Origin of the sequence: Salinicoccus sp. RF5 (assembly GCF_020786625.1) — a bacterium.
Classification (GTDB): Bacteria; Bacillota; Bacilli; order Staphylococcales; family Salinicoccaceae; genus Salinicoccus.
On record NZ_JAJGRC010000003.1, the window covers coordinates 197,938 to 223,603 of the forward strand.

Genomic DNA, 25,666 nt, shown 5'->3' on the forward strand with positions numbered 1-25,666 from the left:
TTCAGAAAAAAGGAGTGTTGAAATGTCGGATAACAGCAGAATCGCCAAAGAGATCATTGAAGCTGTAGGCGGAGAGGAGAACATCTCTTCCGTCGCCCATTGCGCTACACGACTGCGACTGATCATAGAGGACAGAAGCAAGATCGACCAGGAGGCGGTCGAGAACATCGACAAGGTGAAGGGGGCCTTCTACAATTCCGGACAGTACCAGGTCATCCTCGGTACGGGCACGGTCAACCGGATCCATGATGAAATGGTCAAATCCGGATTCGAAGGCACGACGAAGTCGCAAGCGAAGAAGGAGGGCGCCAAGAAGGGCAATGTCGTCCAGCGTGCCATCCGTTCATTCGGTGATGTATTCGTGCCGATCATCCCGGTCCTCGTTGCCACCGGTCTTTTCATGGGTCTGCGCGGACTCGTCCTGCAGGAGGAGATACTCGCCCTGTTCGGCATGACGGCCGATGACATCTCGGACAACTTCATCCTGTTTACTGAAATACTGACGGATACCGCCTTCATCTTCCTGCCGGCACTTGTGGCATGGTCCACATTCCGCGTGTTCGGCGGGACGCCGATCATCGGACTTGTGCTTGGTCTGATGCTCGTCAGTCCATCCCTGCCAAATGCATGGGATGTTGCAGGCGGCGGTGTCGAGCCGATCATGTTCGCCGGTTTCATCCCGGTCGTCGGTTATCAGGCATCCGTACTGCCGGCCTTCATCGCCGGCATCATCGGGGCCAAAGTGGAACGCTTCATACGTAACAGGACACCGGAGTCGCTGGACCTGATCGTCACGCCGTTCCTGACACTGCTCATCATGATCACGCTGGCGCTCTTCCTGATCGGTCCGGTCTTCCACGCGCTGGAAGGGGTCATCCTGGATGTGACGCTCGCCGTACTCGCCTGGCCTTTCGGAATCAGCGGCATACTGATCGGTGGTCTGAACCAGATCATCGTCATCACCGGCGTGCACCATATCTTCAACCTGCTTGAAATCCAGCTGCTCGATGAGCTTGGCGTCAACCCGTACAATGCGATCATCACAGCTTCCGTTGCTGCACAGGGTGGGGCGACACTCGCCGTCGGCCTGAAGACGAAGTCGAAGAAGCTCAAGGCGCTTGCGCTGCCGTCGTCATTTTCAGCATTCCTCGGCATCACGGAACCGGCCATATTCGGTGTGAACCTGCGCTACATCTGGCCATTCGTCATGGGACTCATCGGCGGTGCTGCCGGCGGGTTCGTAGCCTCCATCTCAGGGTTGGCGGGAACAGGCATGGCGATCACCGTCATCCCGGGAACGCTGCTCTATCTGAATGAAAACATCTTCATGTACATCCTCGTCAATGTTGTGGCAATCGGCGTGGCCTTCACGTTGACATGGCTGTTCGGCTATTCCGATAAGAAGGCGGAAGAAATCACTGAAGAGTAGAAGGAGTTTTGGAATGGACCAGAAAAGTGACTACCAGACACATATAGATGCCGAGATCAGCGATAATGTACAGAACCTTGAGATGGATCCTTATCGGCTCGATTATCATCTGATGCCGCCTGTCGGGCTGCTGAACGATCCGAATGGTCTGATACAGTTCAATGGCACCTACCACGTCTTCTTCCAGTGGAATCCGTTTGAAACGACACATGGAAAGAAGGCCTGGGGCCATTACACATCAAGGGACCTCATCAACTGGACACTGGAGCCTGCGGCACTCGTGCCGGATGCGTGGTATGACAAGAATGGATGCTATTCCGGAAGTGCCATCGAGCATGACGGGAAGATGTACCTCTTCTACACGGGCAATGTGAAGGATGATGAGGACAGACGGTCGACCTACCAGTGCCTTGCTGTGTCGGAGGACGGCATCCATTTCGAGAAAAAGGGTCCTGTGCTCCATCTGCCTGACGGGTACACCCCGCATTTTCGGGATCCGAAAGTGTGGAAAACGGATGGGCAATGGCTGATGATCCTCGGTGCACAGAATGAACAAGGGCACGGTGAAGCTGTCATCGCGGCTTCTGAAAACCTGGTGGACTGGGATTTCATCGGACCGATCGCCGGCAGCAACATCAACGGGCTCGGCGACTTCGGCTACATGTGGGAGTGTCCGGATCTGTTTGAACTGGATGGAAGGGATATCCTCATCGTCTGCCCACAGGGGCTTGAAGCGGATGGGGACAAGTACCATAACCTCTTTCAGGCCGGATACTTCACCGGAGCCTTCGATTCATCCATGTACACCTACAGCCACGGTGATTTTAAAGAGCTTGACCGGGGCTTCGACTTCTACGCTCCGCAGACATTCATTGATGAAGCGGGCAGACACATCCTGATTGCCTGGATGGGCATCACGGATGATGATGAACAGGATCAGCCGACCATCGGGAAGAATTGGATCCATGGGCTGACGATTCCGCGGGTGCTCGAAATGAAAGGGGACAGGGTGATTCAGACCCCTGCACCGGAACTGCGCGAGCTGCGGGATGAGAGGGTGAGTCATGCGGTCATGCTTAATCCCGAGACCTCATTTCATGCCGGAATCGAACCGCTCAGTGAAATCAGTATGGACTTCAAGAATGACATCACGGATGGATTTGAGATGGTTCTGAGGAATGATGTGAGGGTCATCTACGATGGCCAACGCTTCATCATCGAAAGAAGGAAGTTTTCGGGAGAAGGGCGAGAGCAGCGTGCCTTCCAGCTGGAACAACTTGTGAACCTCCGCATATTCCTTGACCGCTCCTCGGTGGAGATCTTCGTCAATGGCGGGGAGGAAGTGTGCTCATCCCGCTTCTTCCCTGAAGTAGATGAAAGGAATATCGAACTGAAGGCGCGTGGGGCAGTACAGTGTGAGATGACCGTATGGAACCTTAAAGAGAATACGATCGACATGTACTGATGGTAATGATCGGACCGGGTGAAAACCCGGTCCTTTTTTCTGTTATCATTGAGGAAAAGGGGGAGGGATGATTATGGATTTGGCATGGAATGGCTTCAGGAAGAAAAGGATTGAATCGGCGCTCCTTGAACACTTCGATCCGGAACGGCTGGAAGCGGTGAAGATGTTTCATGAGAGCGTGCCGGGTTATGATGAGACGCCGCTGGTTCATTTGGACAATCTTGCAGAAAGCATGGGTGTCGGGAATATATTTGTGAAGGACGAGTCGAAGCGGTTCGGGCTGAACGCCTTCAAAGGGCTCGGGGGCATCTATGCGGTGGCTGAATACTTCAGGAATCATGAGAGGATAGAGTTTGATGGTTTTGATGGGCTCCTCTCTGCACTTGAAAACCGCCCACCAGTCACATTTGCGACGGCGACGGACGGCAACCACGGCAAGGGGCTTGCGTGGGCCGCATCACTGCTCGGCCAGCAGGCGAAGGTGTTCATGCCGGAAGGATCGGAAGCTTCCCGTCTGGAAGCGATACGGGAGCTTGGAGCAGAAGCGGAGATCATGAACCTGAACTACGACGACACGGTGGAACGGGTGGCCGCACTGGCAGAGGAGCACGGCTGGGTACTGGTCCAGGATACGGCGTGGCCAGGGTATGAAGAGATTCCGCTCTCGATCATGAAAGGCTATACGACAATCATCACGGAAGTGCAGTCACAGCTTGGAAAGAATGATTTCCATGGCATCACACATGTGTTCCTGCAGGCTGGTGTCGGTTCATTCGCCGGTGCTATGGCAGCGGCGCTCTTCAACCTGACTGGTGGAGAAGGTCCAACGATCGTCGTCGTGGAGCCGGACCAGGCCGATTGCTTCCAACGCTCGATCCAGAACCCTTCCGGAGACCCACAGCGGGTGACAGGCGCCCTTGATACGATGATGGCCGGCCTCGCATGCGGCGAACCAAGCATTCAGGGCTGGGAGATACTGAAAGCCTCGGCCGATGCCTTCATCAGCTGCGGGGATGAGACGAGCGCCAGGGGCATGCGGCTGCTTGGAAGACCTGAGGGTGACGATCAAAGCATCGTTTCCGGTGAATCCGGTGCCGTACCGTTCGGTGCATTCCACCGATTGATGACGGAAGAAGAATATCAGGAGGAAAGCCAACGGCTCGGACTGGATGACACTTCAAATGTCCTGTTCATCAGTACCGAGGGCGATACCGATGCCGCGAACTACGAAAGGGTTATGACTCGGAGGCTATGAGTATTAGAATAGTCATTCCATCATGGCAAGAAGATATTCATGAACACGGATGCTTCTTTATTCTTGGCAACCGGTATGAGATAGACGACAACATTTGACGGAGGGGATACTATCAGCAGGAAAAAGACGCTGTTGGTGCTGATCGGTGCAGTGGCCATACTGTTCGCTGCATCAGTTGCCTACAGTATGTTGAGTGACAACGACCCAACCCGCCATCACACGGGCTTCGGGGAAGCCATCGGCGTCTCCCCGGATGACGAACAGTTGGCATTTTCCTATTTTGAACAGGGCAGGGAGTCGCTTCATGTCGGGAATTTGGAGGATGGCAGTACAACGCAACTCACATCTCCCGAAGCGGAAAATCACAGTCATCCGACGTTCACACCTGATGGGGAAGGACTTTTCTACATCGCCACCGTCGAGGATCGAATCCAGACGCTGCGCTACTTACCTGAGCCGGATGCGGATCCGCTGGAGCTGACTGACCCCGACATGCATGTATTTGAAGCAGTCATGTCGCCTGATGGTGAAACATTCTATTATATCGCCATGCCGGCAGAAGATCTGCTGGCGCGGGAAGGCGAGGCTGAGAATGGAATGGATATTCATCGGGTCAGTGCTGATGGTACTGATCATGAGCAGCTGACCGATAAGGACGCCGTGGATATGAATAGCCTCAATATATCAGAGGATGGCAGTACACTTCATTTTATAGACGACATGCGGGGTGCAGCGCTGCGGACATATGATATTGAAACCGGAGCAGAAACGCCGTTTGAGGGAGATCCACTCCCGGGCGAGGCATTTAATGTCACGCTCTCTCCGGATGGGAGCTCGGCAGCCTATACGACAATGACGAATCCGGAAGGTGGCGGGACGTACATCTACGAACTTTTCCTCATGGATATGGGAGGTGGTGAAACGAGGCAGCTGACGGATTATGGTGCATCCGTCACCTCACCGGCGTTCTTCCATGACGAAGATAGGATTGCCTTTCTGGCACAGCCGAACTGGCCTGGTGCGCCGGCATCCTATGAATTGATGACGGCAGACCATGACGGTGAGGAAGTGGTGCTGCTCGCTATGGACCTCCCGGATTCAGAAGGCGGCTTTCAGCCTGGGGCGGTGGTGGACCGGATGGTCAATACAGCGACCCTGACCATCCTTTATCTCCTGATGTTCGGGCTTGCCACCCTTTATATGCATACGGAGGGCAGGACATATCTGCCGTCCATCGTCAGTGCGGCACTTGCGGCATTCACACTCATCGGCTCGATCATCGCATCATTCAATAACGCATGGATTGGCATCGGGCTGATGATGATTGCGATCTGGCTCCTGGGATGCACCGTCGTGCTACTTGCTTTCGCCTTCATCCATAAGCGGGTGTCTTCAATCAACCAAACCATGTAGAAAAATGAACACCGTTGGACTCCCTGACAGGAGTCCAACGGTGTTTTTCATTTGAAGGATAAGCGTCCCATGAGGATCAACGTCTCCATCATCAACAGAAGATGGGCGGTTGTGGCTGCATCTTTAAAGTCCTTCTCAAGCATCTTTTCAATCTTGCCGATGCGGTATTTGACCCCGCCGATGGACAGGGACAGGTCATTCATGGTCTTTTCGAGTCTCTGGTTGTTCTTGAGGAAGACATAGAGTGTATAAAGCAATTCCTTGTTCTTCTCCCCCGGCTCCAGCAGGGTCCCCAGTTCCTGCTGTGCGACACCTGCGATGACTTCAGGGTCGATATTCTCCAGCAGGGTGCTCAATATGCCGAGATCCGCATGGTGTACAATGGCTGCTTCGGTCGGGAAGTTTGCAGCCTGGCCGGCTTCCTTGACCTTGGCGGAAAACTGGTCCAGTGCATCGAATTCCCGGCTGACCCCGGCTTTGAAGGTGAGGTGGGGAAAATCCTGAGTTATGCTTTTCATGGCCTGGGAGAGGGTGTCCATGGTATGGGTTTCCTTCTTCAAGGCATAGAGGAAGATGAGTATATCATCATCCTTCTGCGTCAGGAGGCCGTGGACATCATGGAGCTTCAACAGTTTTGCGATGTTGATCAGGATCTGATAATGATCCGTCAGCATTTCATTGTCGGTAACCGGTATGGGCTTGAGCGAAATGATCTGGAAGGGCGGCATGACCTTCGGCTGGATATAGCTTGCATGCAGGGCCAGTTCGGAATTGTTTTCGAACTGGCTGTAGAGCATCCTGTCGAGGAAGTTGATCTTCATCCGCTCGGTCGTCTCGAACTTCACCTTCTCGTTCAGGAAGCACAGGCTCGCCGCCACCGCCAGTCGCTCGAGGTACATGTGATCATTGCGGGGGACTTCCTTCCCGTTCGTATAAAGGAAGCAGCAATAGCCTTCAGTACGGCCATTCAGAAGGATCGGCGCCGCCATAATGGAACCGCTTTCAAAATCGCGTATGACAGTGGCGGTCGGATCCAATATTTTGTCCCCCAACAGTGTGGTGTCGGTGGATGGCATATCTCCCTTCTTCGTTACGATGCTTCCGCCGGCGTCGGTGATGAGTGTGGTGACGTCAAGGACCTCAGAGGAAATCTTCGCAAGTTCAGAGACGTCGTTTTCTTTTGCCACACTTTCGGTGATGCGGCTGTGGAAATCAGAGACCTTATCCAGCACCTCGCTCTTCTCGAGCAGCTGGTCGTATGTCATCTCAAGTTCGTCCACGATCTTCTGTTCGTCGAAGATGGCGAGGGGGCCCCCTTCAATGCTTTCCCACTCGCTCCGCGTCTTCACTTCGTATGTGCAGTGGGCATCACCCCGTGCTCGGCAGGTCATCTCCTTGACGAAAATATCCTCCCTGCCGAGCTTCGTCATCATTCCACTTGCGAATCCACTCAATATGTAGCAGGAACATTCATCGGACATGCCGAAACTCTCAAGCTGCATATCCACTTCGAAGGAATCGTGCCATATACCGTGCAGGTTGCTGAATTTCAGGACGTTATCCTTGTAGAAGAGCTCGCCTTCGCGTGAGAGGTTTGATATATGACCAAGACCGATGTGAATCCTCGGAATCTCACCCACCATCCCTTCCAGGTCATATGGGCCGCCGAGCAATTCATTCGCCTTCTCCTCACCAAGATCTTTGCCGAAACGCAGCAGGAACCGCTTCGCCTTCTCCTGGCCGAGATTTTCCATCAGTACTTTCCGCATCAGACCGAATGTACCTGAGGTTACTACAAGATCATTGGTTTTCATTCTTCCGGATTCGAACAAGGGCATGAACAGACCTCCCATATATTGATAATGTCAATAATATACAACGTTATTTGAATTTTCAATAAATTATTCAGAAAATTCATTCCTTTTCAATAAAAAGCGATATTATAAATATATTATACATCCCTTATCATGAAGATGTAGCAACAAAACAAAGGGGGATATAAAAAATGGCAACATTCGAAGTAAAGAATTTACAGACAGAGGGATTCAATACGGTATATGCCCATGGTGGAGAAGCAAATGACGAGGCGGTCTTCTTCCTGCACGGGTCCGGCCCGGGAGCGAACGGTCTGTCCAACTGGAATAAGGTGCTGGAGGTCATGGGGGAGAAGTACCAGGTATTTGCACCGGACTTCGTAGGGTTCGGCAATACTGAAGTACCCGAAAATACAAACCTGACATTCTGGGAATGGACGACACTGCGCGTCAAACAGGTCCTCAGGATCATGGAGCACCATAATATCGAAAAGGCCCACCTGGTCGGCAACTCAATGGGCGGAGTCATTTCAATGCATGCCATCATGTACGATGAATCTAAGTTCGATAAATTGATACTTATGGGCAGCGGGGGCGGCAAGACGCCGGGTCCGACACCTGAAATCATAAGGATGAAGGGATTCTTCAATGATCCATCGATTGAATCGCTGCGCAACCTGATCAAATGGTTCGTATACGATGAGAGTGTACTCGGCGATGATCTTGAAGCCATCGTACAGACAAGATATGAGAATCTGATGCGTTCAGGCATGGAGGAACTTTATCCGACACTCTTCCCGAAAGATCCGATGGAACTTCTGATTCCGCCAAGTGCACTGCGCCGCATCAAGCAGCAGACATTGATGATCCATGGATACGAGGATCAGTTCGTACCGGTCGAGGCGAGTCTGGACCTGATGAAGCATATCCCGAATGCTGAACTGGTCATATTGAAGCAGTGCGGCCACTGGGCGCAGATCGAGAAGGCTGAAAGATTCTTGGAACTGGTAGATCAATTTTTATCGGAAAAAGTGAAAGCGCTATCAAAATAGCCTTTAAGGGGGCGGAACAATGAAAGCTCAATTATCAGATGAAAAGCTCTACAACGAATTGATGGAAAGTGCCAAAAGGGTGGGCATCATCGCGGAGCAGGAGGCGGTTGAAGCCGATGATAATGCGACGGTTTCGCAGAATGTCGCAGACGCCATCGTCGAAGGCGGACTCAACCGGCTGATCATGCCGAAGGAATATGGCTTCCCGCAGATTGATTTCAACACTTTCGCGGATATCGTCAGAACAGTCGGCTACCATAACCTGTCCGCTGCCTGGCTGACATACTTCTACGCGCTGCACAATTCCTGGGTTGCATTCCTGCCGAAGCACCGGATGGATGAAATCTATGATGACGGCGGCCTCCTCGCCGACATCTTTGCCCCTATGGGCAAGGTCGAGAAGGTGGAGGGCGGCTTCATACTCAATGGCAGGTGGAATTTCGTGAGCGGCGTCAACTACTCCGAATGGATTTCAGTCGGTGCGACCTACTATGCAGAAGGGGCGGAAGTGCCGGACCGCATCGGGCTCTGCATGCGCGTATCCGACCTTGAAGTCATCGAAAACTGGGATTCGCTCGGTCTGCGCGGTTCCGGAAGCAACAGCGTGGCTGCAAAAGACCTTTTCGTACCGGATGATATGGTCATCTCCTTCAATGAGATGATGATGAACCGGAAGCCGTACAAGCCTCAAATTGATGAGGACTACCTCTATTATAATGTTTCCTTCTTCCCGGCCTTCTATGTCGGGTTCCCGGCGATGGCGATCGGGGCGGCGGAACGTGCAATAGAGGAATTCATCGCACGGACGAAGAAACGGCAGCGCTTTGACGGGACCAATGAAGGGGAGTCCCCGAAGAGCCAGCGTGTCGCAGCGGAGATGACGCTCAAACTGAAATCTGCGAAGGGTCTGATGAAGGAATATATCGAGATGCTGGAGAGTGACCAGGGTCAATATGATCCTGCCGAATACAACGGCATCCGTGTACACATCATCAAAAATTGCCTTGATATAGCGAATCGTGCCGTGGCGACACTCGGGGCGAGTGCACTGGCAAAAGGACAGCCGCTCGAGATGATCCTGAGGGACCTGATGGCGATCAGCACCCATGTCACGTCACTTTATGAAGATGGCATCGACAATTACGGAAAATCGTTATTCGGTGTCCAGTCCATGGCGATGGGATAAAAAGAAGACAAAGGGGATGACAATATGGAAAATGTGAGATATGAAATTTTACCTGAGATTGCGAAGCTTGGACATGTGGCACTTGAAACGACAGACCTTGAGAAGTCGTTGTGGTTCTTCGAGGAGGTAGTGGGACTGGAGAAGACCGAGACTGTCGATGGTGTGCACTACTTGCGTGCCTGGGGGGATTTCGACCATCATACGCTGTCCATCAAAGAAGGGCCTGAGGCGCGTGTGGATCATATCGCATGGAAAGCAAAGAGGCGGGAAGACATCGGGAACTTCGCCAATCTACTCCGGGAAGCGGATGTGGAAGTGGAGGAAGTGAAGGCGGGCACGGAAACGGGCCAGGGGGACGCCATCCGCTTCCAGCTTCCTTCAGGGCATAACTTTGAAATCTATTTCGATATGGAGAAGCCGGCTGCAGCGGATCCGAAGCACAAGTCCATCCTGAAGAACCAGCCATACAAGGCTTGGCGCAAGGGGATTTCACCACGACGGATCGACCACGTCAATATCGGAACGAACACGGATGCGTCAGTCATCACGGATTTCCTGCAGGAGAAGCTTGGATTCAAGATGCGTGAATATTTGAAGACTCCTGATGGGAATCTCGGTGCGGGATGGCTCAGCGTGACGAACCTCGTCCACGATATTGCGGTGATGGGACGTCCGGACATCAAATCATCGCACGAAATCCATCATCTGTCCTATTGGTCCGACAATGCACAGGATATTCTCAGGGCGGCGGACATCCTGGCCGATCAGGGCATATCATTCGTAGGCCCCGGCAAACACGGCATTTCACAGGCGATGTACATCTATGTGGTGGACCCGGGCAGCGGCGTGCGGCTGGAACTGTTCTCGAATGGATATCTGATCTTCGAGCCGGATTGGGAGCCGATCGAATGGAAGGCGGATGAAATGGCAGCCGGATTCACATTCTGGGGTGAGCAGTCCGGCATGAAACCGGAAGATTTGACGACGATCTCGGCCGGGGAGCCTTTGAAGAGTCCAAAAAAAGTATAAGGAAGGGTGACAGCAATGGAAGATCGCCAGTTCAGGAATGCCATGGGGAAGTTCGCCACGGGAGTCAACGTGATTGCTGCAGAAGTGGACGGTGAGGTGTACGGCATGACCGCCAATGCGTTCATGTCCGTCTCACTCGACCCGAAGCTGATCGTCATCTCCATCGGAAACCATGCGAAGATGCTGGAGCGGATCCGCCAGAGCGGCAAGTTCTCAGTGAATGTACTCTCCTGCGAGCAGCAGGAGGAATCCATGCGGTTCGCCGGGCAGAAGAAATTCGAAGACAAGTTCGACTTCGGCCGGCTGGGGGACACACCGGTGGTTGAAGGCGCATTATGCCAGCTCTCGTGTGAAGTATACAATGAGCATACGGAAGGAGATCACGTCCTCTTCATCGGGAAAGTGAATGACCTTGTACTTGAGGAGGGTGACCCGCTGATCTTCAACTGCGGCAAATACCGGAAACTGGAAGCAATTGAAGAAGCCGTCAAATAAATAGAGGCAGCCCAATACCATTGGAGGGAGGTGGGCCGGATGGAAATCATACATTTGAATGATGGGAATATTAGTGAATGGCAGGATTGCTCCAGAAGGAATGTCATTGCATTGGGGTTCTTTGATGGCGTACACATGGGCCATCAGAAGGTCATCCGGACTGCGCGCAACATTGCACGGAGGGAAGGTGCCATGCTCGATGTGATGAGTTTCTTCCCGCATCCGAAAACGGTGCTCTCAGGCGGGCGGGTCCAGGTGGACTATCTGATGCCGCTTGAGGAGAAGGCCCGCGCACTCGAGGCCCTCGGGGTCGACCGCTTCTATATCGTGAAATTCACGAAAGCGTTCGCCTCCCTTCTGAAAGAAGACTATGTCGAGTCCTATCTGAGCCGCTTTAATACGATACATGCGGTGGCGGGCTATGATTTCTCCTACGGCTTCAAAGGACAGGGGACGATTGACAGCCTTGAAGCGGACTCCGGCGGGGGGATTGCCGCCACCCGGGTCGAACAGGTTTCATTTGAAGGGGAGAAGATCAGCTCGACCCGCATCAGAAGTGCGATACTGGAGGGGAGGATATCCGATGTCCAACAGCTGATGGGCCGGAAATACCGGACATGTGCTGAAGTATCACAGGGATATCTTTCACTGAAGCCGTACTATATGCTGCCGCCGGATGGCATCTATGATGTCGTCATCGATACGGGAGCACGGCGTCATCCTTCGCAGATCCATGTGGACAGAGCAGCGCAGAAGATTACATTCACAAGGCAGTGCCTGATGGATGAAATCGATTTGAAGGAAATCTCCATCACCTGGGAGGGAAGGGTTGCATCCCATTCCCTCTACCAATTGATGGCACAATAGGAGGCATACATCAATGGCGGTTACGAGGTTGTTCAGCGAAGAAATATATGAAGCGGAAAGGCAGTTGAAGCCGATTGCCCCGCTTACGGAAACATACCCGGACATCACGGCGGAAGAGGCCTACCGGATCCAGCTCCAATATGTCGAAAGAAGGTTGGCCGACGGGGTGGATGTAGTGGGCAAGAAGATCGGTTTGACGAGCAGGGCCATGCAGGAGATGCTTGGCGTCGATCGCCCCGACTATGGCCACCTGCTGGATGACATGATCTTCGAAAGTGATGTGCCTGTCGAGGCAGGCCGTTTCATTGCCCCGAGGGTGGAATTTGAAATAGCATTCGTGCTGAAAAAGGACATTGATGGCGCGGATGCCACAGCGGAAAGCGTTAGAGATGCGATCGACTATGTGATTCCAGCTGCCGAAATCATCGACAGCCGCATCCGCGACTGGAAGATCAAGTTCGAAGACACTGTTGCAGACAACGGCTCATCAGCGGGGGCGGTCCTGGGCCGGGATCATGTGGCACTGAACGATATCGACCTCCCGTCGGTGGAGATGACGGTATACAAGAATGGTGAAAAACTGGATGAAGGACTGGGTTCTGCTGTTCTTGGCAATCCGCTTGAAGCGGTGGTGTGGCTGTCAAAAGCCCTCCATCAGTACGGCATTTCACTGAAAGCCGGGGAGGTCGTCCTGGCTGGCGCGCTGACGAAGGCTGTAGACGTCGTGCCGGGGGACCGGTTCAAGGCGACATTTGAAGGATTGGGTGAAGTGGAAGTTTCTTTCTCATAAAATGACGGGGTGCCTTAAGGGCATCCTTTTTTTGCGTGCTGCCTCCCTGTATCCTCGAACCTTCAATTCATAAGTGTAGAACGGTTGAATTACGGGTACGCGATAACACAGACTATTTGACACTGCAGGTTGGTGATTATTAGGCAGAAGGACGCAATTATGAAATACACTGGCATCGTGCTCGTCATGCTGGCGGCCATGTTCTGGGGCATCAGCGGGGGGATTGCGGATATATGGATGGAGAAGGATTGGGATCCCCTTGTAATCTCATTCTACCGCGGAGCGGTCGGGTTCATATTCTTCTTCGTATGGTTCATCATGCACTTTAAACAGAACTGGATCACCACGCCGCGTTTCCACCTCTGGTCGGTGCTCGGGGGCATCGGCGTCGCAGAGAACTTCACATTCTATTTCCTCGCCATCCAGGAATCGAGTGTAGCTGTTGCGGCGACACTGATGTATACGGCACCGATCTTCGTCCTGCTGATTTCATTCCTCTTCAGGATAGAACAATCGACATGGTTCAAGTGGGGCTGCGTCGTTTCGGTCATCATCGGGATCGTCCTGCTCACGGGCGCCTATGATCCCGAGTCCATTTCGACCGGTATATTCGGCATTGCGGCCGGACTTGCCGCGGGACTGTCGTATGCCCTCTTCATCTTCGGGTTCAAGAATGCTTCCGCAATCGGCAGCCCGCAGACGGTGCTGACCGTCGCCTTCTTCGCATTCTGTCTTATCCTGGTCTGGATTATCGACCTCGGTGAGGCGCTCAGTGTCCTGACTTCACCTGACGTGTGGTGGTTCCTGCTGCTCGGTGCGGTGGGCGCCGGCGTCTCCTTCATCATCTATGTGATCGGTGTGCGCCGGACGGCACCGACGACCGCTTCAATGGTCGCCATGGTGGAGCCGGTGACGGCGTCGCTCTTTGGTGTGCTGCTGCTCGGCGATCAGCTCGCGATCATACAGATCCTCGGCATGGCGATCATCCTTGTGACGATCACCGTGCTCAGTGTCAAACAGGCAGGATAGATGAATACGTGAAAAAGCATCCGACATACACGTCGGATGCTTTTTTTGGTTTCGGGTCATTCCTATTCTATATACCGTCTGATGTGCCTGGCGGTGACCGATCCTTCTACATCAAGAAGACCTTCAGGTGCTCCGCTGTAGAGGATGTTCCCGCCGCGCATGCCGGCGCCAGGCCCGACATCGATGATCCAGTCGGCATGGGTCATCATGGTCAGGTTGTGCTCGATCAGGATGACGGTGTTGCCCTGTTCGATGAGCTGGCTGAAGCAGTCGAGCAGGGTCGGGATATCATCCTCATGGAGGCCGGTCGTCGGTTCGTCGAAGACGAAGACCTTGCCGCTGGCGTCACTGTCGAGGTGGCGGCTCAGTTTCACACGCTGTATTTCACCGCCCGAGAGCGTATCGAGGGACTGGCCGAGGGTCATGTAGTGCAGGCCGGTGTCCTGGATATTCTTAAGGCGGCTGATGACGTGCGTGTTCGTCGTGAATATCTCGAGCGCCTCCTCGACGGTCAGTGCGAGGATGTCCGCGATGGAGTAGCCATCAACTTTCGCCTCGAGGACTTCGGGTTTGTACCGCGTCCCCCCACAGACTTCACAGACTTGTGAGAAGTCCGGCATGAAGGCAAGTTCGGTCTTGAGTATCCCCTTGCCGCCGCATTCGGGACAGGCGCCTTCTGAATTGTAGCTGAACATGCCCTTCCTGAGCCCCGTCTGCTGGCTGAAGAATGTCCGGATGTCGTCGAAGAGGTCCATATAGGTCAACAGGTTCGACCGGTTGGAGGCATGGACCGGCTTCTGGTCGATGAATACCGCCTCCGGATCCTTTTTGAAGCCGGCCTTGATGAGCGTACTCTTGCCGGAGCCTGCGACACCGGTGATGACCGACATGACATTTTTCGGTATGTCGACCGACACATCCTCGAGGTTGTTCTTCGTGATGTGTTCGAGGCTGATGAAGCCTTCCGGTTCCCTGGGATGTGCCTTCAGTCCATGCGTCCTGCCGAGGGCGGTTGCGGTCGGCGTGCTTGAAGCCATCAGCTCCTCGTATGAGCCGGTGAATATGATTTCGCCGCCATGCTGGCCTGCACCGGGTCCGATATCGATGACGTGGTCGGCGATCCGGACGACATCCGGATCGTGTTCGACGACGAGGACGGTGTTGCCCTTATCGCGTATCGAGCGCATGATGGTGTTGATCTTCTCGATATCCTCCGGGTGCAGCCCGACACTCGGTTCGTCGATGATGTAGACAAGATCCGACAGTGGACTGTTCAGGTGGCGGATCAGCTTGATGCGCTGTGATTCCCCGCCCGAGAGCGATGGCGTCTCCCGGTCCAATGTCAGGTAGTTGAGTCCGACATAGGCGAGAGATTCCATCTGTGCAAGCAGCGGACGGATGATGTATTCCGACTTCGGATCATCCAGCTTCTTCAGGAACGGAATCGCCTCCTCGATGGAGAGGGCGGTGAAGTCTGCAATGTCGAGGCCGTCGATCTTGCATGAGAGCACCTTCCTGTTGAGCCGCTTCCCTTCGCATTCCGGACATTTGCGGCTCGTGACGACACGTTCCACATCGGCCAGGAAACGCTTCTTCTCGAAGTTGTCGTTCAACAGGAATGAACGCCTGAAGCGGTGGATGAGGCCTTCGAACTTCGCCGTCCGCGGCCAGTTGTCCGGGGGATCCTTCAGCTTCGTCGGCTTCGTGTAGAGGAAGGTGTCCATCTCCTCCTTCGTATAGTCCCTGAGCTTCTTGTCATTATCGAAGAGCCCCGTGTACAGGTAGCGTTTCCCGCGCCAGCTGTCCGGTCTGAATGAAGGGAACTTGATCGCATCCTCATTGAGCGACCGGTCGAAGTCGAGCAGTTCCTCAAGATCGATGTCCTCCACATAGCCGAGCCCCTGGCACTCTTCACACATGCCGCCCGGATTATTGAAGGAGAAGATGTTGGAGTAGCCGACGAATGGTTCTCCGATGCGCGACCATAGGAGTCTTACCGAAGAGTATATATCGGAAATGGTTCCGACCGTGGAACGCGAGTTCCCGCCGAGCCGCTTCTGGTTGATGATCATGGCGACGGGGAGGTTCTCTATCTGATCCACATCGGGCTTCTCATAGTGTGTCATCTGGTTCTGGATGTAGCTTGAGTATGTTTCATTGAGCAGACGTTCCGATTCCGCGGCGAGCGTATTGAACACAAGGGATGACTTGCCCGAACCCGACCGTCCTGTAAATACAGTCAGTTTATGCTTTGGTATGTCGACGCTCACATTCTTCAGATTGTTCTGATTGGCGCCTTTTATTCGTATCATTGACATGCGTTTCACCTCTATCCTCCAGTCTACCCGAATGGAGGGGGGAAATCACATGGAAGCGGGCTGGGATTTGGAATCGATGAAATATTTTACTGGTGCGGCGGTGGAGGGGGATTGCTATAATTGTGTTATGAAAATGAAAGGCGGAGCGATACATAGAAGGAGGCATATTTATGGAAGAGGGTAATGAGAGGCTCGACTGCCGGGAGGAGCTGCTGGCGATCACGAAGCGGCTCGTCGGTATACGGAGCGAAGTCAATACGGACGGGGAGCGGGTGGTTGCTGCATCCATCCACGGGATGCTTGCGGCCCATCCGTATTTTGAGGCGCACCCGTCACAGCTCGTCATGGAGCCGACGGTCAATGATGAGCGGAAGCGGTACAATGTCATGGCGCATGTCAGGGGGACTAAAGGGAACAGCCGCCGTACAGTCGTGCTGATGGGGCACATGGATACGGTCGGTGTGGAGGACTTCGGCGCGCAGCAGGAGTTGGCATTCCGACCCGATGAATGGATGGCGCATCTTAAGGGCGAGGGGCTGCCGGAGACGGTGCAGGCCCAGCTCGAGTCGGATGACTGGCTTTTCGGCCGGGGTGTGCTGGATATGAAGAGCGGGGTGGCGAGCAACCTCTACCTGCTTACCCACTATGCCTCAAATCCGGAACAACTCGATGGCAACATCGTCTTCATCGCCGAATGTGACGAGGAGGATGGTTCGCACGGCATCTTGTCTGCCCTGAAGACATTGAAGCGCTGGCAGTCGGAGGAGGGGTTCGAGTACGTCGCCGCCATCAACAGCGATTTCGTCGCACCAGCCCACGAGGGGGACGAGAACCGCTACATATACAAGGGGACGGTCGGCAAACTGCTTCCATCCTTCTTCATCACAGGGGAGGAGACGCATGTCGGCTCGGCATTCGACGGGCTCGACCCGAACTTCATCGCAGCAGAACTGACTCGGCAGATCAGCTATAACCCGGAACTGTGCGATGTGGCGCTCGGAGAGGCGACCCTGCCGCCGGTCTCACTCAAGCAGACGGATCTGAAGCCGTCATATACCGTGCAGACGGCGCTGGCATCCTATGTGTACTACAACTTCTTCGTTCATTCCTGGTCGCCGGAGAAGGTGCTCGAGCTGCTGAAGGCACAGGCGGAAACGGCCTTCCGGAATGCGATTGAAACATTCCGTACACGCTACCGGAAATACGAAGCGGTGAGCGGTCGTCCGGGACGGGAGGTCACCTGGGAACCGAGGGTCTATACGTATGATGAAATGGATACGCTGCTCAAGGAGGCGCATGGTGAAGATTATGTACAGCATATGAAGGACTTCAAGGACGCGCTTGAGGAGGATGAAAGCCTCGATTCACGCATGCTTGCGGCCCGCGTCGTCGAGGAGGCATGGAAGTTCATGCCGGACAAGCGACCGGCGATCATCGTCTTCTACTCCTCCCTCTATTCCCCGAGGGTGGCCCTGACGGGTGAGTGGGAGAACGAGCGCCGGCTGCTCGATGCACTGGATGATGCAATCGAAGCGGTGCAGCCGGAGTATGGCCATCCGATCGTGGCGAAAAACTTCTTTCCGCACATATCCGATATGAGTTTTGTGGCGATGAGCGACGATATGTCGGAAATCGATGATATGGTCGCGAATACCCCGTCATGGGGAAAGAAGCTGTATGTCGACTACCAGGATGTGGCCGACCTGAACATCCCCGTGGTCAACATCGGCCCGTATGGCGAAGATGGACACAAGCGGCTTGAACGCATGGAGATGACCTATTCGCTCGAAGTGGTGCCGAACCTGACCAATCGTGTCCTGCGAGGCGTGCTAGAATCTGAATAGATGGCAATAGTAAAGACCGCATGCATTGGCAGGCGGTCTTTGTCGTCTTCTAATAGTTTTCGAAAAAGTCCTTCAGTACTTGGACGCTTTTGTTCAGGTCTTCGATATGGGTGAACTCTTCCGGGTTGTGGCTGATGCCCCTGATGCTCTTTACGAAAAGCATGGTGATCGGGAACTCGGTACCGATGCTCATGGCATCGTGCCCCGCACCGCTCGGCAGGTGGACCGGAAGCAGGTCCTGCCTTTTGAATGATTTCTCCATTTTGGAGATGACTTCCGGATCGACCGGGATCGGCAGGACGCGTGTCGTGAGGTCGACTTCAACATTGACCGGACTGTCTTTGACCGTATCTTCAGCGTGTCTCGCAACGGCTTCAATCAGCCTGGCCTGATTGTCCTCATCGATATCCCTGGCATCGACGACGAGGTTCACTTCACCCGGTATGACATTGACGCCGCCGGGTTTCACATCCATCTTGCCGACGGTGGCGACGGCTTCTTGGCTGATGCCCTTGGCGACTTCCGGCAGGGTGCTGATGAATTCAGATGCCTTGACGAGGGCGTCCTTGCGCTCGGTCATCGGGGTGCTGCCGGCATGCCCCGCTTCCCCGCGGAAGGTGACGTTCGTCCGTGTGGCACCGGCGATGCCGCTTACGATGCCGACGGGCAAATCCTTCTGCTCGAGCTGCTTTGCCTGTTCGATGTGCACTTCGGCATAGATTTCAATCGGATGATCGGGGCCTTCCGCCTTCATGAACTGCTCCCTGTCCGAGCCGATGGCACTTAGGACATCATCGATCGTCTGACCGTCAGGGTCGCGGTACTTATTGATCTCCTCTTCAGTGAGCATGCCCATGAATGCACGGCTTCCTGTCAATCCGCTGCCGAAGCGGCTGCCTTCCTCATCCGAGAAGATGACGACTTCGTAGGAATATTTCGGCCTGTATCCTGCCTCATGCCACAGCGTTGCGATTTCGAGTGCCGTGATGACGCCTGCAGCACCGTCGAAGTGGCCGCCGTCGGGGACGGAATCGATATGGGATCCGGCCATGAAGACTCTGGAATCATCCTTCCCCTCATATCTTCCGAATACATTTCCGGCACCGTCGGTGCGTACACGCATGCCGATCTCCTCCATCCAGCCTGCCACCTTGTTCTTTGCCGCGAGTTCGTCTTCCGAGTACCCCATCCTTTTTGAACCCTGATTCTCCGTGCGTCCGACTTCGGAAATTTCGAGTATGCGTGCGTGGAGGCGGCGGCTGGAATCGCTCTCCAGTGTTTCAGCTTTCATCTTGTCGAGGAAGTCATTTGTCATCGCTCATTCTCCTTTTCTCCTATTTGTCCTTTGATAATATACCATCACCATTTATAATAAAAGTGGGAATATTCAGAGGAGGGTGAAAAAATGGAGATCAGGCAGTTTGCGGAAAATGCACTGACCATCTATATGGGGGATGAAATAGATGAGAAGATCAACAGGAAGCTTGTGGCGCTGCGCCATCATATAGAAGGGATGGACATCGAGGGCATCGATGAGATCGTCCTGTCATACACGAGCCTCATCATCTATTTTGATATTTTCAGGACGGATGCCGGGACGCTTGAGGCAATGATGGAAAGCATCGATGAGGCGGCACTCCTCGAGGAGGAAATCGAATACAGGGTCATCGAAATCCCCGTCTGCTACGGCGGGGAGTACGGGCCGGACATCGGAAACTTCGAGGAGAACGGGCTGTCGGAACAGGAAGTCATCGACATGCATGCAGACAAGGAATACCTCGTATATATGCTCGGTTTCATGCCGGGCTTTCCTTATCTCGGTGGACTGGATGAGAAATTACATAAGGCGCGGCTGGAAACACCAAGGGTTCGCATACCAGCCGGTTCGGTCGGCATCGGCGGCAGGCAGACGGGCATGTATCCGTTCGAATCCCCGGGCGGATGGCATCTTTTGGGACGCACGCCGGTCCCCCTGTTCGATCCCGGCCGTGAGGAGACGATTCTCTACGCAGCGGGCGACCGCATCATCTACCGTCCGATCGATGAGGATGAATACAAACGTATTGAGGAAGAAATCGCCTCCGGTGAATACGAAGTCAAATATGAAGTGAAAGGGGGCGGATGATGGTGCTCAAAGTGAAGAATCCGGGACTCTACACGACGGTCCAGGACCTTGGACGCTACGGCCACCAGGCGGAGGGGTTCTCCCCAGCCGGTGCGATGGACTACCGTGCATTCATGCTGGCCAATCAGCTGCTCGGTAATGATGAGAATGCGCCTGGTCTCGAAATGACCTTGCAGGGGGCATCTTTTGAAGTGATGAAGGACACGGTCATTGCGGCGGCCGGTGCCGATATGGCACTCAAGGTCGATGGGGAGGAATTCTCCACAGGTGTGCCGATTCCAGTATTCAAGGGGAGCCTGATCGAGTTCGGGGCTGCCGAAGATGGGTCGCGTACATATCTCGCAGCGGCCGGAGGCTTCAAGGTGGAGCCCGTGCTCGGCAGTGCCTCGACACATGTCAGAAGCGGCATCGGCGGCTATCATGGGCGTACGCTCGAGGCGGGAGATGTCATCGGTACCGGGGATGCGGCCGCTGCGCCGCGACCATTCAGAATCAGCGCAATTGAAGAGACGGAGGCGGTCCGGGTCATCCCCGGCCAGCAGTATGACCGCTTCAGCGAAGAGATGCGGCAGAAGCTGTTTGGTGAAGGCTATACGCTGACGAAGGACTGTGATCGGATGGGCTACCGCCTCGACGGACCGGAACTGGTTGCTGAAGGTGGACATGACGTCCTGTCCGAGCCCACACAGCTCGGCAGCGTACAGGTGCCGAAAGGCGGCATGCCGATCGTGCTGTTGAACGACAGGCAGACGGCAGGCGGTTATGCACGCATCGCCACCGTGGCACGCGTCGACATCCCCAAGCTGGTCCAGAAGCAGCCGGGGGACGCGGTGAAGTTCGAAGAAATATCGGTGGAGGCGGCGGCGAGGCTCTACCGGGATGAAATGGAAAAGATAAGGGACGGCGGCTACCTTGAAATGAACAATGATTTCAGGTCGCATGTCAGACCGACAGCAGGCAAGCTGAAAAGAATAATGGAGAGGTGATCGGGTTGGATATAGAAGAAGTGAAAGCATATGCAAAATTACTGAAGGAAGAGGATCTGAAGGTCCTGACCGTAAAGGATGGGGATTTCAAGATCCATCTGGAGGCGAATGTGGCTGATGCGCCTCCTGCCGGACAGCAGGCTGCACCAAAGTCCGAGGCTGCTGGTGAAGCATCATCCGGACATACGGTCAAAGCCGGACAGGTCGGCACGTTCTTCATCGAGAAGGAAGAGAACAGCGATGAGATGTTCGTATCCGTCGGCGACGATGTGTCGGAAGGGGATACGCTCGGAGTCATCGAAGCAATGAAGGTATTCAATGATGTCAAAGCGGATGTATCGGGTACCGTTGAAGAAATTCTTGTCGGAAATGGAGAGAGCGTCGAATATGACCAGCCGCTCTTCATTCTGCGGCCGAAGGAGGACTAGCGTGGAAAAGGTTCTCGTAGCAAACCGTGGAGAAATTGCCGTCCGTGTCATCCGGTCGCTCAAGGAAATGGGCATCCCGAGTGTCGCCATCCATTCCACTGCAGACCGGGACAGTCTGCATGTCGCGCTTGCGGATGAAGCGATATGCATCGGTCCGGCGAAGAGCACCGAGAGCTATCTGGATATCGACCGGATCATTGCCGCAATTGAAGTGAGCGGGGCAGATGCGGTGCACCCCGGATATGGCTTCCTCTCGGAGTCGGCGACTTTTGCCGAACGTCTTGAGGAGATCGGCGTCATCTTCATCGGTCCCACTTCAGAAACGATTTCCAGGATGGGCGACAAGGCGGAGGCCCGCCAGACGATGAAGGATGCCGGCGTACCGGTCATCCCCGGAAGTGACGGTGTCATCGAAAGTTTCGATGAAGTCGGTTCCGTTGCCGAGACGGTCGGCTATCCGCTCGTCATCAAGGCGGTCTCGGGCGGAGGCGGCAAGGGCATGCGCTTCGTCCATGAGCCGGATCAGCTTGAGAAAGCCTACAAGGAAGCGAAGAAGGAAGCGAAGAATGCCTTCGGCGACGACCGGATCTACATCGAAAAGTTCATAGAGAAGGCCCGGCATATCGAGGTGCAGGTGGTCGGGGACGGCCAGGGGCATGCTGTCCATCTCTACGAGCGGGACTGCTCGATCCAGCGGAACAACCAGAAGCTGATCGAAGAAGCGCCGGCAGCCATACTGGATGAGGCATCAAGAATAGACATCACGGAACGGACGGCTGAAGCCGTTGCCAAACTCAACTACCGGGGCGCCGGAACGGTCGAGTACCTGTATGTCGAAGAGGAGGATGCCTTCTATTTCATCGAAATGAATACGCGTATCCAAGTGGAGCACACCGTATCTGAAGAAATCACCGGCGTGGACATCGTAAGGCTGCAGCTTGAAGTGGCGCAGGGGCAGCCACTTGAACTGACGCAGGACGACATCTCGATCAATGGCTTCGCGATCGAGTGCCGGATCAATGCGGAAAATCCCGCAGAGCACTTCATGCCCGCCCCGGGCACGATCGAGACGCTGCATTTCGGCATGGGGCAGGGTGTGCGCCTCGATTCCCATGTCTATCCGGGCTATATGATCCCGCCGCACTACGACTCGATGATCGGAAAGGTCATCGTCCATGCGGAATCACGGGAGGCTGCAATACGGAAGATGACGCATGTGCTGGATGAGACGGTGATCGGACCGATCCACACGAACCTCGACTTCCAGCACTATTTGATGAACCATCCGAACTACCGGAAAAATGATGTGGAGATCAAGTTTCTTCTGCACAATGACATTATCGGACAGGAAGGGGAATGACCATGTATACAGTAGATTTGAATGCGGACCTCGGGGAGAGCTACGGCAACTATACGATCGGCAATGACGAGGAGATCATCCCATTGATTTCCTCAGCGAATGTCGCCTGCGGCTTCCACGCGGCCGACCCGTCGGTCATGCTCGAGACGGTCCAGATGATCAGGGAGAGCGGTTCGACGGGCGTCGGCGCCCATCCTGGATTCCCGGACCTCATGGGATTCGGCAGACGGTATATGGACATGTCCATGGCTGAAGTCAGGAGCATGATGTTCTATCAGCTCGGTGCACTCGACGGATTCTGCCGTGTCGAAGGTGTCCTGATGAACCACGTCAAACCGCACGGTGCACTGTATAATGCCACATTCAAGGATGCGGAACTGGCCCGGACGATCGCAGAAGCGGTCAAGGACTATAATCCGGAACTCAAACTCATGGGGCTGTCCAACCAGAATCTCGTGCGTGCCGGGGAAGAGGCGGGGCTTGAAGTGCGCCACGAAGTGTTCGCCGACCGCGCCTATGAGGATGACGGGACGCTCGTCAGCCGGAAGAAGGAGGGCGCCATGGTGACGGATACGAAGCAGGCTGTCGACCGCGTCGTCCGCATGGTAAAGGAAGGAAAGGTCGAGAGCATCAACGGTCGTGACATCGATATAAAAGCCGACAGCATATGCGTCCATGGGGATGGACCGAAAGCCCTGGAATTCGTCAAGGAAATCAGAAGTGCACTTGGAAAAGAAGATATCACCATCCAAACAATGTAGAGGGGACTTGGGAATATGGACAATAAACCAAAAATGACCGGTGTGCAGCGGCGTCTGCTGTTCGGTGCGATATTCCTGATGGCGACATCATCCATCGGACCGGCATTCCTGACGCAGACCAGCGTATTTACGGAACAGTTCCTGGCAAGCTTCGCATTCGCAATCCTTGCTTCCATCATCATCGACATCGGCGCCCAGCTGAACATCTGGCGCATACTGAGCGTCTCCGGCAAAAGGGGGCAGGATGTCGCGAACCAGGTCTTCCCGGGACTCGGGTATCTGATCGCCTTCCTGATCGTCCTCGGCGGTTTCGCCTTCAACATCGGCAACGTCGCCGGCGCGGGCCTCGGGTTCAATGCGATCTTCGGCTGGGACCCGAGAATCGGCGCAGCACTGGCCGGCATCATCGCCATCATCGTCTTCCTGCTGAAAAACGGCCGGGCGGTGATGGATGTCATCATCCAGATCCTCGGTGTGCTCATGATCGCCATTACGGCATTCGTCATGATACGGTCCAACCCGCCATACGGTGAAGCAGCCTATCGGGCAGTCATGCCGGAGGAGCCGATGACGCTCTTCCTGCCGGTGGTGACGCTCGTCGGCGGTACGGTCGGCGGATACATCACATTCGCCGGTGCCCACCGTCTGATCGAGGCTGGCGTGACCGGCAAGGAGAACCTCGGGTTCGTCAGTACGGCGGCAAACCTCGGGATCCTCACGACAGGCGTCATGCGTACGCTGCTCTTCCTTGCCGTGCTCGGTGTGGTTTCCGGAGGGGTTGCATTGAACCCTGAGAATCCACCGGCGTCCGTCTTCCAGATTGCGCTCGGCGACATCGGCATGCAGATATTCGGTGTCGTACTCGTTGCAGCCGCACTGTCATCGGTCATCGGATCCGCCTACACGAGCGCCTCATTCCTGAGGTCGCTGCACCGTGTATTCGATGACTACAACAATATCGTCATCATTTCATTCATCGTCATTTCCACCGTCATCTTTACATTCGTCGGCCGTCCGGTCGTGCTGCTGATCCTTGCAGGGGCCTTCAACGGACTCATCCTGCCGCTGACGCTGGGCGCGGTGCTCATCGCCTCGAGGAACAGAAAGATCGTCGGCGACTACAAGCACCCCATGTGGATGATCATCTTCGGCATCGTCGCCGTCATCATCACACTGATTGCCGGATTCATGTCGCTGCAGGGTCTGCAGGACCTCTGGACCCAGTAAGGAGGAATGTTCATGGAAGCAAAAGCACTGCGTGAAAAGATAAGGAATGGAACATTCGACAGGACGACATCCGGGGCCGCCGGGGACAATGTGCAGGCCAACATCGTCATTCTGCCTAAATCCTATGCATTCGATTTTCTGCTCTATGCGATGCGGAACAGGAAGGCCGTCCCCATCATCGAGGTGATGGAGGATGGCAGGGTGGAAAGCAGCTATGCCGAAGGCTCCGACATCCGTACCGATGTGCCGAAGTACAACATATACAGGGACGGGGAGTTGAAGGAGACGGTTACAGATATCACAGAGTACTGGCAGGATGATTTCGTGACCTTCCTCATCGGCTGCAGCTTCACATTCGAACAGGCGCTGCTTGAAGCGGGGCTTGAAGTGAAGCACATCAAGGAGCAGAAGAACGTCGCCATGTACAGGACGAACATCCCGACAGAACCCGCCGGCATCTTCAGCGGGGAACTTGTCGTATCCATGCGGCCGTTCAAAAGGGAGCTGGTTGAAAAGGCTTCCGATGTGACTGCACAGTTTCCGGACATGCACGGCCGCCCGGTGCATCACGGGGAGCCGTCTGAAATCGGCATCCGTGACATCAATGCACCGGAATACGGTGAGCCGATCGATATCTATTCTGATGAAGAGCCGGTGTTCTGGGCATGCGGAGTCACGCCGCAGAATGCGGCACTCAATGCCAGGCCTTCCATCATGATCACCCACAATCCAGGGCACATGTTCGTTATGGATATCAAGAATGAAGACTTCAAGGAAAAATAGTATATTTGCA

At 54.5% G+C, this 25,666-nt stretch carries 23 protein-coding genes; 20 read left to right on the forward strand and 3 right to left on the reverse strand.

Features of this window, described 5'->3' with window-relative positions:
- The first annotated feature begins 22 nt into the window (after positions 1 to 22).
- The 4 genes from LLU09_RS10210 (at position 23) to LLU09_RS10225 (ending at position 5,562) form a co-directional block, all read left to right on the forward strand.
- On the forward strand, positions 23 to 1,429 hold the full coding sequence (locus tag LLU09_RS10210) for a sucrose-specific PTS transporter subunit IIBC (protein WP_228311651.1): 1,407 nt from the start codon (positions 23 to 25) through the stop codon (positions 1,427 to 1,429).
- A 13-nt stretch (positions 1,430 to 1,442) separates the two neighbouring features.
- Positions 1,443 to 2,894: a glycoside hydrolase family 32 protein gene (locus LLU09_RS10215; protein WP_228311652.1), complete on the forward strand. Its 1,452-nt coding sequence runs from the start codon at positions 1,443 to 1,445 to the stop codon at positions 2,892 to 2,894.
- A gap of 73 nt (positions 2,895 to 2,967) precedes the next feature.
- Entirely contained in the window at positions 2,968 to 4,149 is a 1,182-nt protein-coding gene (locus LLU09_RS10220; RefSeq protein ID WP_228311653.1) for a diaminopropionate ammonia-lyase, read from the forward strand.
- A gap of 135 nt (positions 4,150 to 4,284) precedes the next feature.
- Entirely contained in the window at positions 4,285 to 5,562 is a 1,278-nt protein-coding gene (locus tag LLU09_RS10225; RefSeq protein WP_228311654.1) for a TolB family protein, read from the forward strand.
- A gap of 47 nt (positions 5,563 to 5,609) precedes the next feature.
- On the opposite strand, the gene LLU09_RS10230 is transcribed toward LLU09_RS10225, so the two are convergent.
- Positions 5,610 to 7,376: a V4R domain-containing protein gene (locus LLU09_RS10230; RefSeq protein ID WP_228311655.1), complete on the reverse strand. Its 1,767-nt coding sequence runs from the start codon at positions 7,374 to 7,376 to the stop codon at positions 5,610 to 5,612.
- A 191-nt stretch (positions 7,377 to 7,567) separates the two neighbouring features.
- Here LLU09_RS10230 and LLU09_RS10235 point away from each other — a divergent pair, with 191 nt between their 5' ends.
- The 7 genes from LLU09_RS10235 to LLU09_RS10265 all read left to right on the forward strand — a co-directional run bounded on the left by LLU09_RS10235 (position 7,568) and on the right by LLU09_RS10265 (position 13,824).
- Positions 7,568 to 8,428 (forward strand): alpha/beta fold hydrolase, encoded by an 861-nt coding sequence (locus LLU09_RS10235; protein WP_228311656.1) that lies wholly within the window; start codon positions 7,568 to 7,570, stop codon positions 8,426 to 8,428.
- Between the two features lie 19 nt (positions 8,429 to 8,447).
- Complete coding sequence (locus tag LLU09_RS10240) at positions 8,448 to 9,614, forward strand: acyl-CoA dehydrogenase family protein (RefSeq protein ID WP_228311657.1); 1,167 nt, start codon at positions 8,448 to 8,450, stop codon at positions 9,612 to 9,614.
- Between the two features lie 24 nt (positions 9,615 to 9,638).
- Positions 9,639 to 10,643, forward strand: a complete 1,005-nt coding sequence (locus LLU09_RS10245; protein ID WP_228311658.1) for a VOC family protein — start codon at positions 9,639 to 9,641, stop codon at positions 10,641 to 10,643.
- 15 nt (positions 10,644 to 10,658) lie between these two features.
- Positions 10,659 to 11,138, forward strand: coding sequence for a flavin reductase family protein (locus tag LLU09_RS10250; protein WP_228311659.1), 480 nt, complete (start codon positions 10,659 to 10,661; stop codon positions 11,136 to 11,138).
- Positions 11,139 to 11,177: 39 nt separating this feature from the next.
- Positions 11,178 to 12,005 carry an FAD synthetase family protein gene (locus tag LLU09_RS10255; protein ID WP_228311660.1) on the forward strand — a complete coding sequence of 276 codons (828 nt, stop codon included), beginning with the start codon at positions 11,178 to 11,180 and terminating at the stop codon, positions 12,003 to 12,005.
- Between the two features lie 13 nt (positions 12,006 to 12,018).
- Positions 12,019 to 12,795: a 2-keto-4-pentenoate hydratase gene (locus LLU09_RS10260; RefSeq protein ID WP_228311661.1), complete on the forward strand. Its 777-nt coding sequence runs from the start codon at positions 12,019 to 12,021 to the stop codon at positions 12,793 to 12,795.
- A 159-nt stretch (positions 12,796 to 12,954) separates the two neighbouring features.
- Positions 12,955 to 13,824: a DMT family transporter gene (locus LLU09_RS10265; protein ID WP_228311662.1), complete on the forward strand. Its 870-nt coding sequence runs from the start codon at positions 12,955 to 12,957 to the stop codon at positions 13,822 to 13,824.
- A 62-nt stretch (positions 13,825 to 13,886) separates the two neighbouring features.
- Here the strand turns inward: LLU09_RS10265 and LLU09_RS10270 are convergent, their stop codons facing one another.
- Complete coding sequence (locus LLU09_RS10270) at positions 13,887 to 16,142, reverse strand: ATP-binding cassette domain-containing protein (protein WP_228311663.1); 2,256 nt, start codon at positions 16,140 to 16,142, stop codon at positions 13,887 to 13,889.
- Between the two features lie 49 nt (positions 16,143 to 16,191).
- Here LLU09_RS10270 and LLU09_RS12605 point away from each other — a divergent pair, with 49 nt between their 5' ends.
- Positions 16,192 to 16,326, forward strand: coding sequence for a hypothetical protein (locus LLU09_RS12605; RefSeq protein WP_255620877.1), 135 nt, complete (start codon positions 16,192 to 16,194; stop codon positions 16,324 to 16,326).
- Complete coding sequence (locus LLU09_RS10275) at positions 16,313 to 17,986, forward strand: M20/M25/M40 family metallo-hydrolase (protein WP_228311664.1); 1,674 nt, start codon at positions 16,313 to 16,315, stop codon at positions 17,984 to 17,986. The genes LLU09_RS12605 and LLU09_RS10275 overlap by 14 nt, the downstream gene beginning before the upstream one ends.
- Positions 17,987 to 18,035: 49 nt before the next feature.
- Here LLU09_RS10275 and LLU09_RS10280 read toward each other — a convergent pair whose 3' ends face one another.
- On the reverse strand, positions 18,036 to 19,301 hold the full coding sequence (locus LLU09_RS10280; protein ID WP_228311665.1) for a Zn-dependent hydrolase: 1,266 nt from the start codon (positions 19,299 to 19,301) through the stop codon (positions 18,036 to 18,038).
- A 90-nt stretch (positions 19,302 to 19,391) separates the two neighbouring features.
- Between LLU09_RS10280 and pxpB the strand changes: the two genes are divergently transcribed.
- Genes pxpB through LLU09_RS10315 form a run of 7 tightly spaced genes read left to right on the forward strand, consistent with a single transcriptional unit; the run spans position 19,392 to position 25,656 of the window.
- Positions 19,392 to 20,111 (forward strand): 5-oxoprolinase subunit PxpB, encoded by a 720-nt coding sequence (pxpB, locus tag LLU09_RS10285; protein ID WP_228311666.1) that lies wholly within the window; start codon positions 19,392 to 19,394, stop codon positions 20,109 to 20,111.
- Complete coding sequence (locus LLU09_RS10290; protein WP_228311667.1) at positions 20,111 to 21,097, forward strand: 5-oxoprolinase subunit C family protein; 987 nt, start codon at positions 20,111 to 20,113, stop codon at positions 21,095 to 21,097. The genes pxpB and LLU09_RS10290 overlap by 1 nt, the downstream gene beginning before the upstream one ends.
- On the forward strand, positions 21,094 to 21,525 hold the full coding sequence (locus tag LLU09_RS10295) for an acetyl-CoA carboxylase biotin carboxyl carrier protein (RefSeq protein ID WP_228311668.1): 432 nt from the start codon (positions 21,094 to 21,096) through the stop codon (positions 21,523 to 21,525). The genes LLU09_RS10290 and LLU09_RS10295 overlap by 4 nt, the downstream gene beginning before the upstream one ends.
- Entirely contained in the window at positions 21,485 to 22,885 is a 1,401-nt protein-coding gene (accC, locus tag LLU09_RS10300; protein ID WP_483314031.1) for an acetyl-CoA carboxylase biotin carboxylase subunit, read from the forward strand. The genes LLU09_RS10295 and accC overlap by 41 nt, the downstream gene beginning before the upstream one ends.
- 2 nt (positions 22,886 to 22,887) lie before the next feature.
- On the forward strand, positions 22,888 to 23,646 hold the full coding sequence (locus tag LLU09_RS10305) for a LamB/YcsF family protein (RefSeq protein ID WP_040106460.1): 759 nt from the start codon (positions 22,888 to 22,890) through the stop codon (positions 23,644 to 23,646).
- A gap of 15 nt (positions 23,647 to 23,661) precedes the next feature.
- On the forward strand, positions 23,662 to 24,873 hold the full coding sequence (locus LLU09_RS10310; RefSeq protein WP_228311670.1) for an NRAMP family divalent metal transporter: 1,212 nt from the start codon (positions 23,662 to 23,664) through the stop codon (positions 24,871 to 24,873).
- Positions 24,874 to 24,885: 12 nt separating this feature from the next.
- Positions 24,886 to 25,656, forward strand: coding sequence for a putative hydro-lyase (locus tag LLU09_RS10315; RefSeq protein ID WP_228311671.1), 771 nt, complete (start codon positions 24,886 to 24,888; stop codon positions 25,654 to 25,656).
- Positions 25,657 to 25,666: the final 10 nt, after the last annotated feature.

Excerpts from the sequence above, each read along its gene's own strand:
- LLU09_RS10215 (WP_228311652.1), top strand. The coding sequence starts at position 1,443 with ATGGACCAGAAAAGTGACTACCAGACACATATAGATGCCGAGATCAGC.
- LLU09_RS10260 (WP_228311661.1), top strand. The coding sequence starts at position 12,019 with ATGGCGGTTACGAGGTTGTTCAGCGAAGAAATATATGAAGCGGAAAGG.
- LLU09_RS10265 (WP_228311662.1), top strand. The coding sequence starts at position 12,955 with ATGAAATACACTGGCATCGTGCTCGTCATGCTGGCGGCCATGTTCTGG.
- LLU09_RS10290 (WP_228311667.1), top strand. The coding sequence starts at position 20,111 with ATGGTGCTCAAAGTGAAGAATCCGGGACTCTACACGACGGTCCAGGAC.
- LLU09_RS10255 (WP_228311660.1), top strand. The coding sequence starts at position 11,178 with ATGGAAATCATACATTTGAATGATGGGAATATTAGTGAATGGCAGGAT.
- LLU09_RS10220 (WP_228311653.1), top strand. The coding sequence starts at position 2,968 with ATGGATTTGGCATGGAATGGCTTCAGGAAGAAAAGGATTGAATCGGCG.
- LLU09_RS10210 (WP_228311651.1), top strand. The coding sequence starts at position 23 with ATGTCGGATAACAGCAGAATCGCCAAAGAGATCATTGAAGCTGTAGGC.
- LLU09_RS10270 (WP_228311663.1), bottom strand. The coding sequence starts at position 16,142 with ATGTCAATGATACGAATAAAAGGCGCCAATCAGAACAATCTGAAGAAT.
- LLU09_RS10245 (WP_228311658.1), top strand. The coding sequence starts at position 9,639 with ATGGAAAATGTGAGATATGAAATTTTACCTGAGATTGCGAAGCTTGGA.
- LLU09_RS10240 (WP_228311657.1), top strand. The coding sequence starts at position 8,448 with ATGAAAGCTCAATTATCAGATGAAAAGCTCTACAACGAATTGATGGAA.
- LLU09_RS10315 (WP_228311671.1), top strand. The coding sequence starts at position 24,886 with ATGGAAGCAAAAGCACTGCGTGAAAAGATAAGGAATGGAACATTCGAC.
- LLU09_RS10250 (WP_228311659.1), top strand. The coding sequence starts at position 10,659 with ATGGAAGATCGCCAGTTCAGGAATGCCATGGGGAAGTTCGCCACGGGA.
- LLU09_RS12605 (WP_255620877.1), top strand. The coding sequence starts at position 16,192 with ATGGAAGCGGGCTGGGATTTGGAATCGATGAAATATTTTACTGGTGCG.
- LLU09_RS10310 (WP_228311670.1), top strand. The coding sequence starts at position 23,662 with ATGGACAATAAACCAAAAATGACCGGTGTGCAGCGGCGTCTGCTGTTC.
- LLU09_RS10305 (WP_040106460.1), top strand. The coding sequence starts at position 22,888 with ATGTATACAGTAGATTTGAATGCGGACCTCGGGGAGAGCTACGGCAAC.
- pxpB (WP_228311666.1), top strand. The coding sequence starts at position 19,392 with ATGGAGATCAGGCAGTTTGCGGAAAATGCACTGACCATCTATATGGGG.
- accC (WP_483314031.1), top strand. The coding sequence starts at position 21,485 with ATGACCAGCCGCTCTTCATTCTGCGGCCGAAGGAGGACTAGCGTGGAA.
- LLU09_RS10280 (WP_228311665.1), bottom strand. The coding sequence starts at position 19,301 with ATGACAAATGACTTCCTCGACAAGATGAAAGCTGAAACACTGGAGAGC.
- LLU09_RS10275 (WP_228311664.1), top strand. The coding sequence starts at position 16,313 with ATGGAAGAGGGTAATGAGAGGCTCGACTGCCGGGAGGAGCTGCTGGCG.
- LLU09_RS10235 (WP_228311656.1), top strand. The coding sequence starts at position 7,568 with ATGGCAACATTCGAAGTAAAGAATTTACAGACAGAGGGATTCAATACG.
- LLU09_RS10230 (WP_228311655.1), bottom strand. The coding sequence starts at position 7,376 with ATGAAAACCAATGATCTTGTAGTAACCTCAGGTACATTCGGTCTGATG.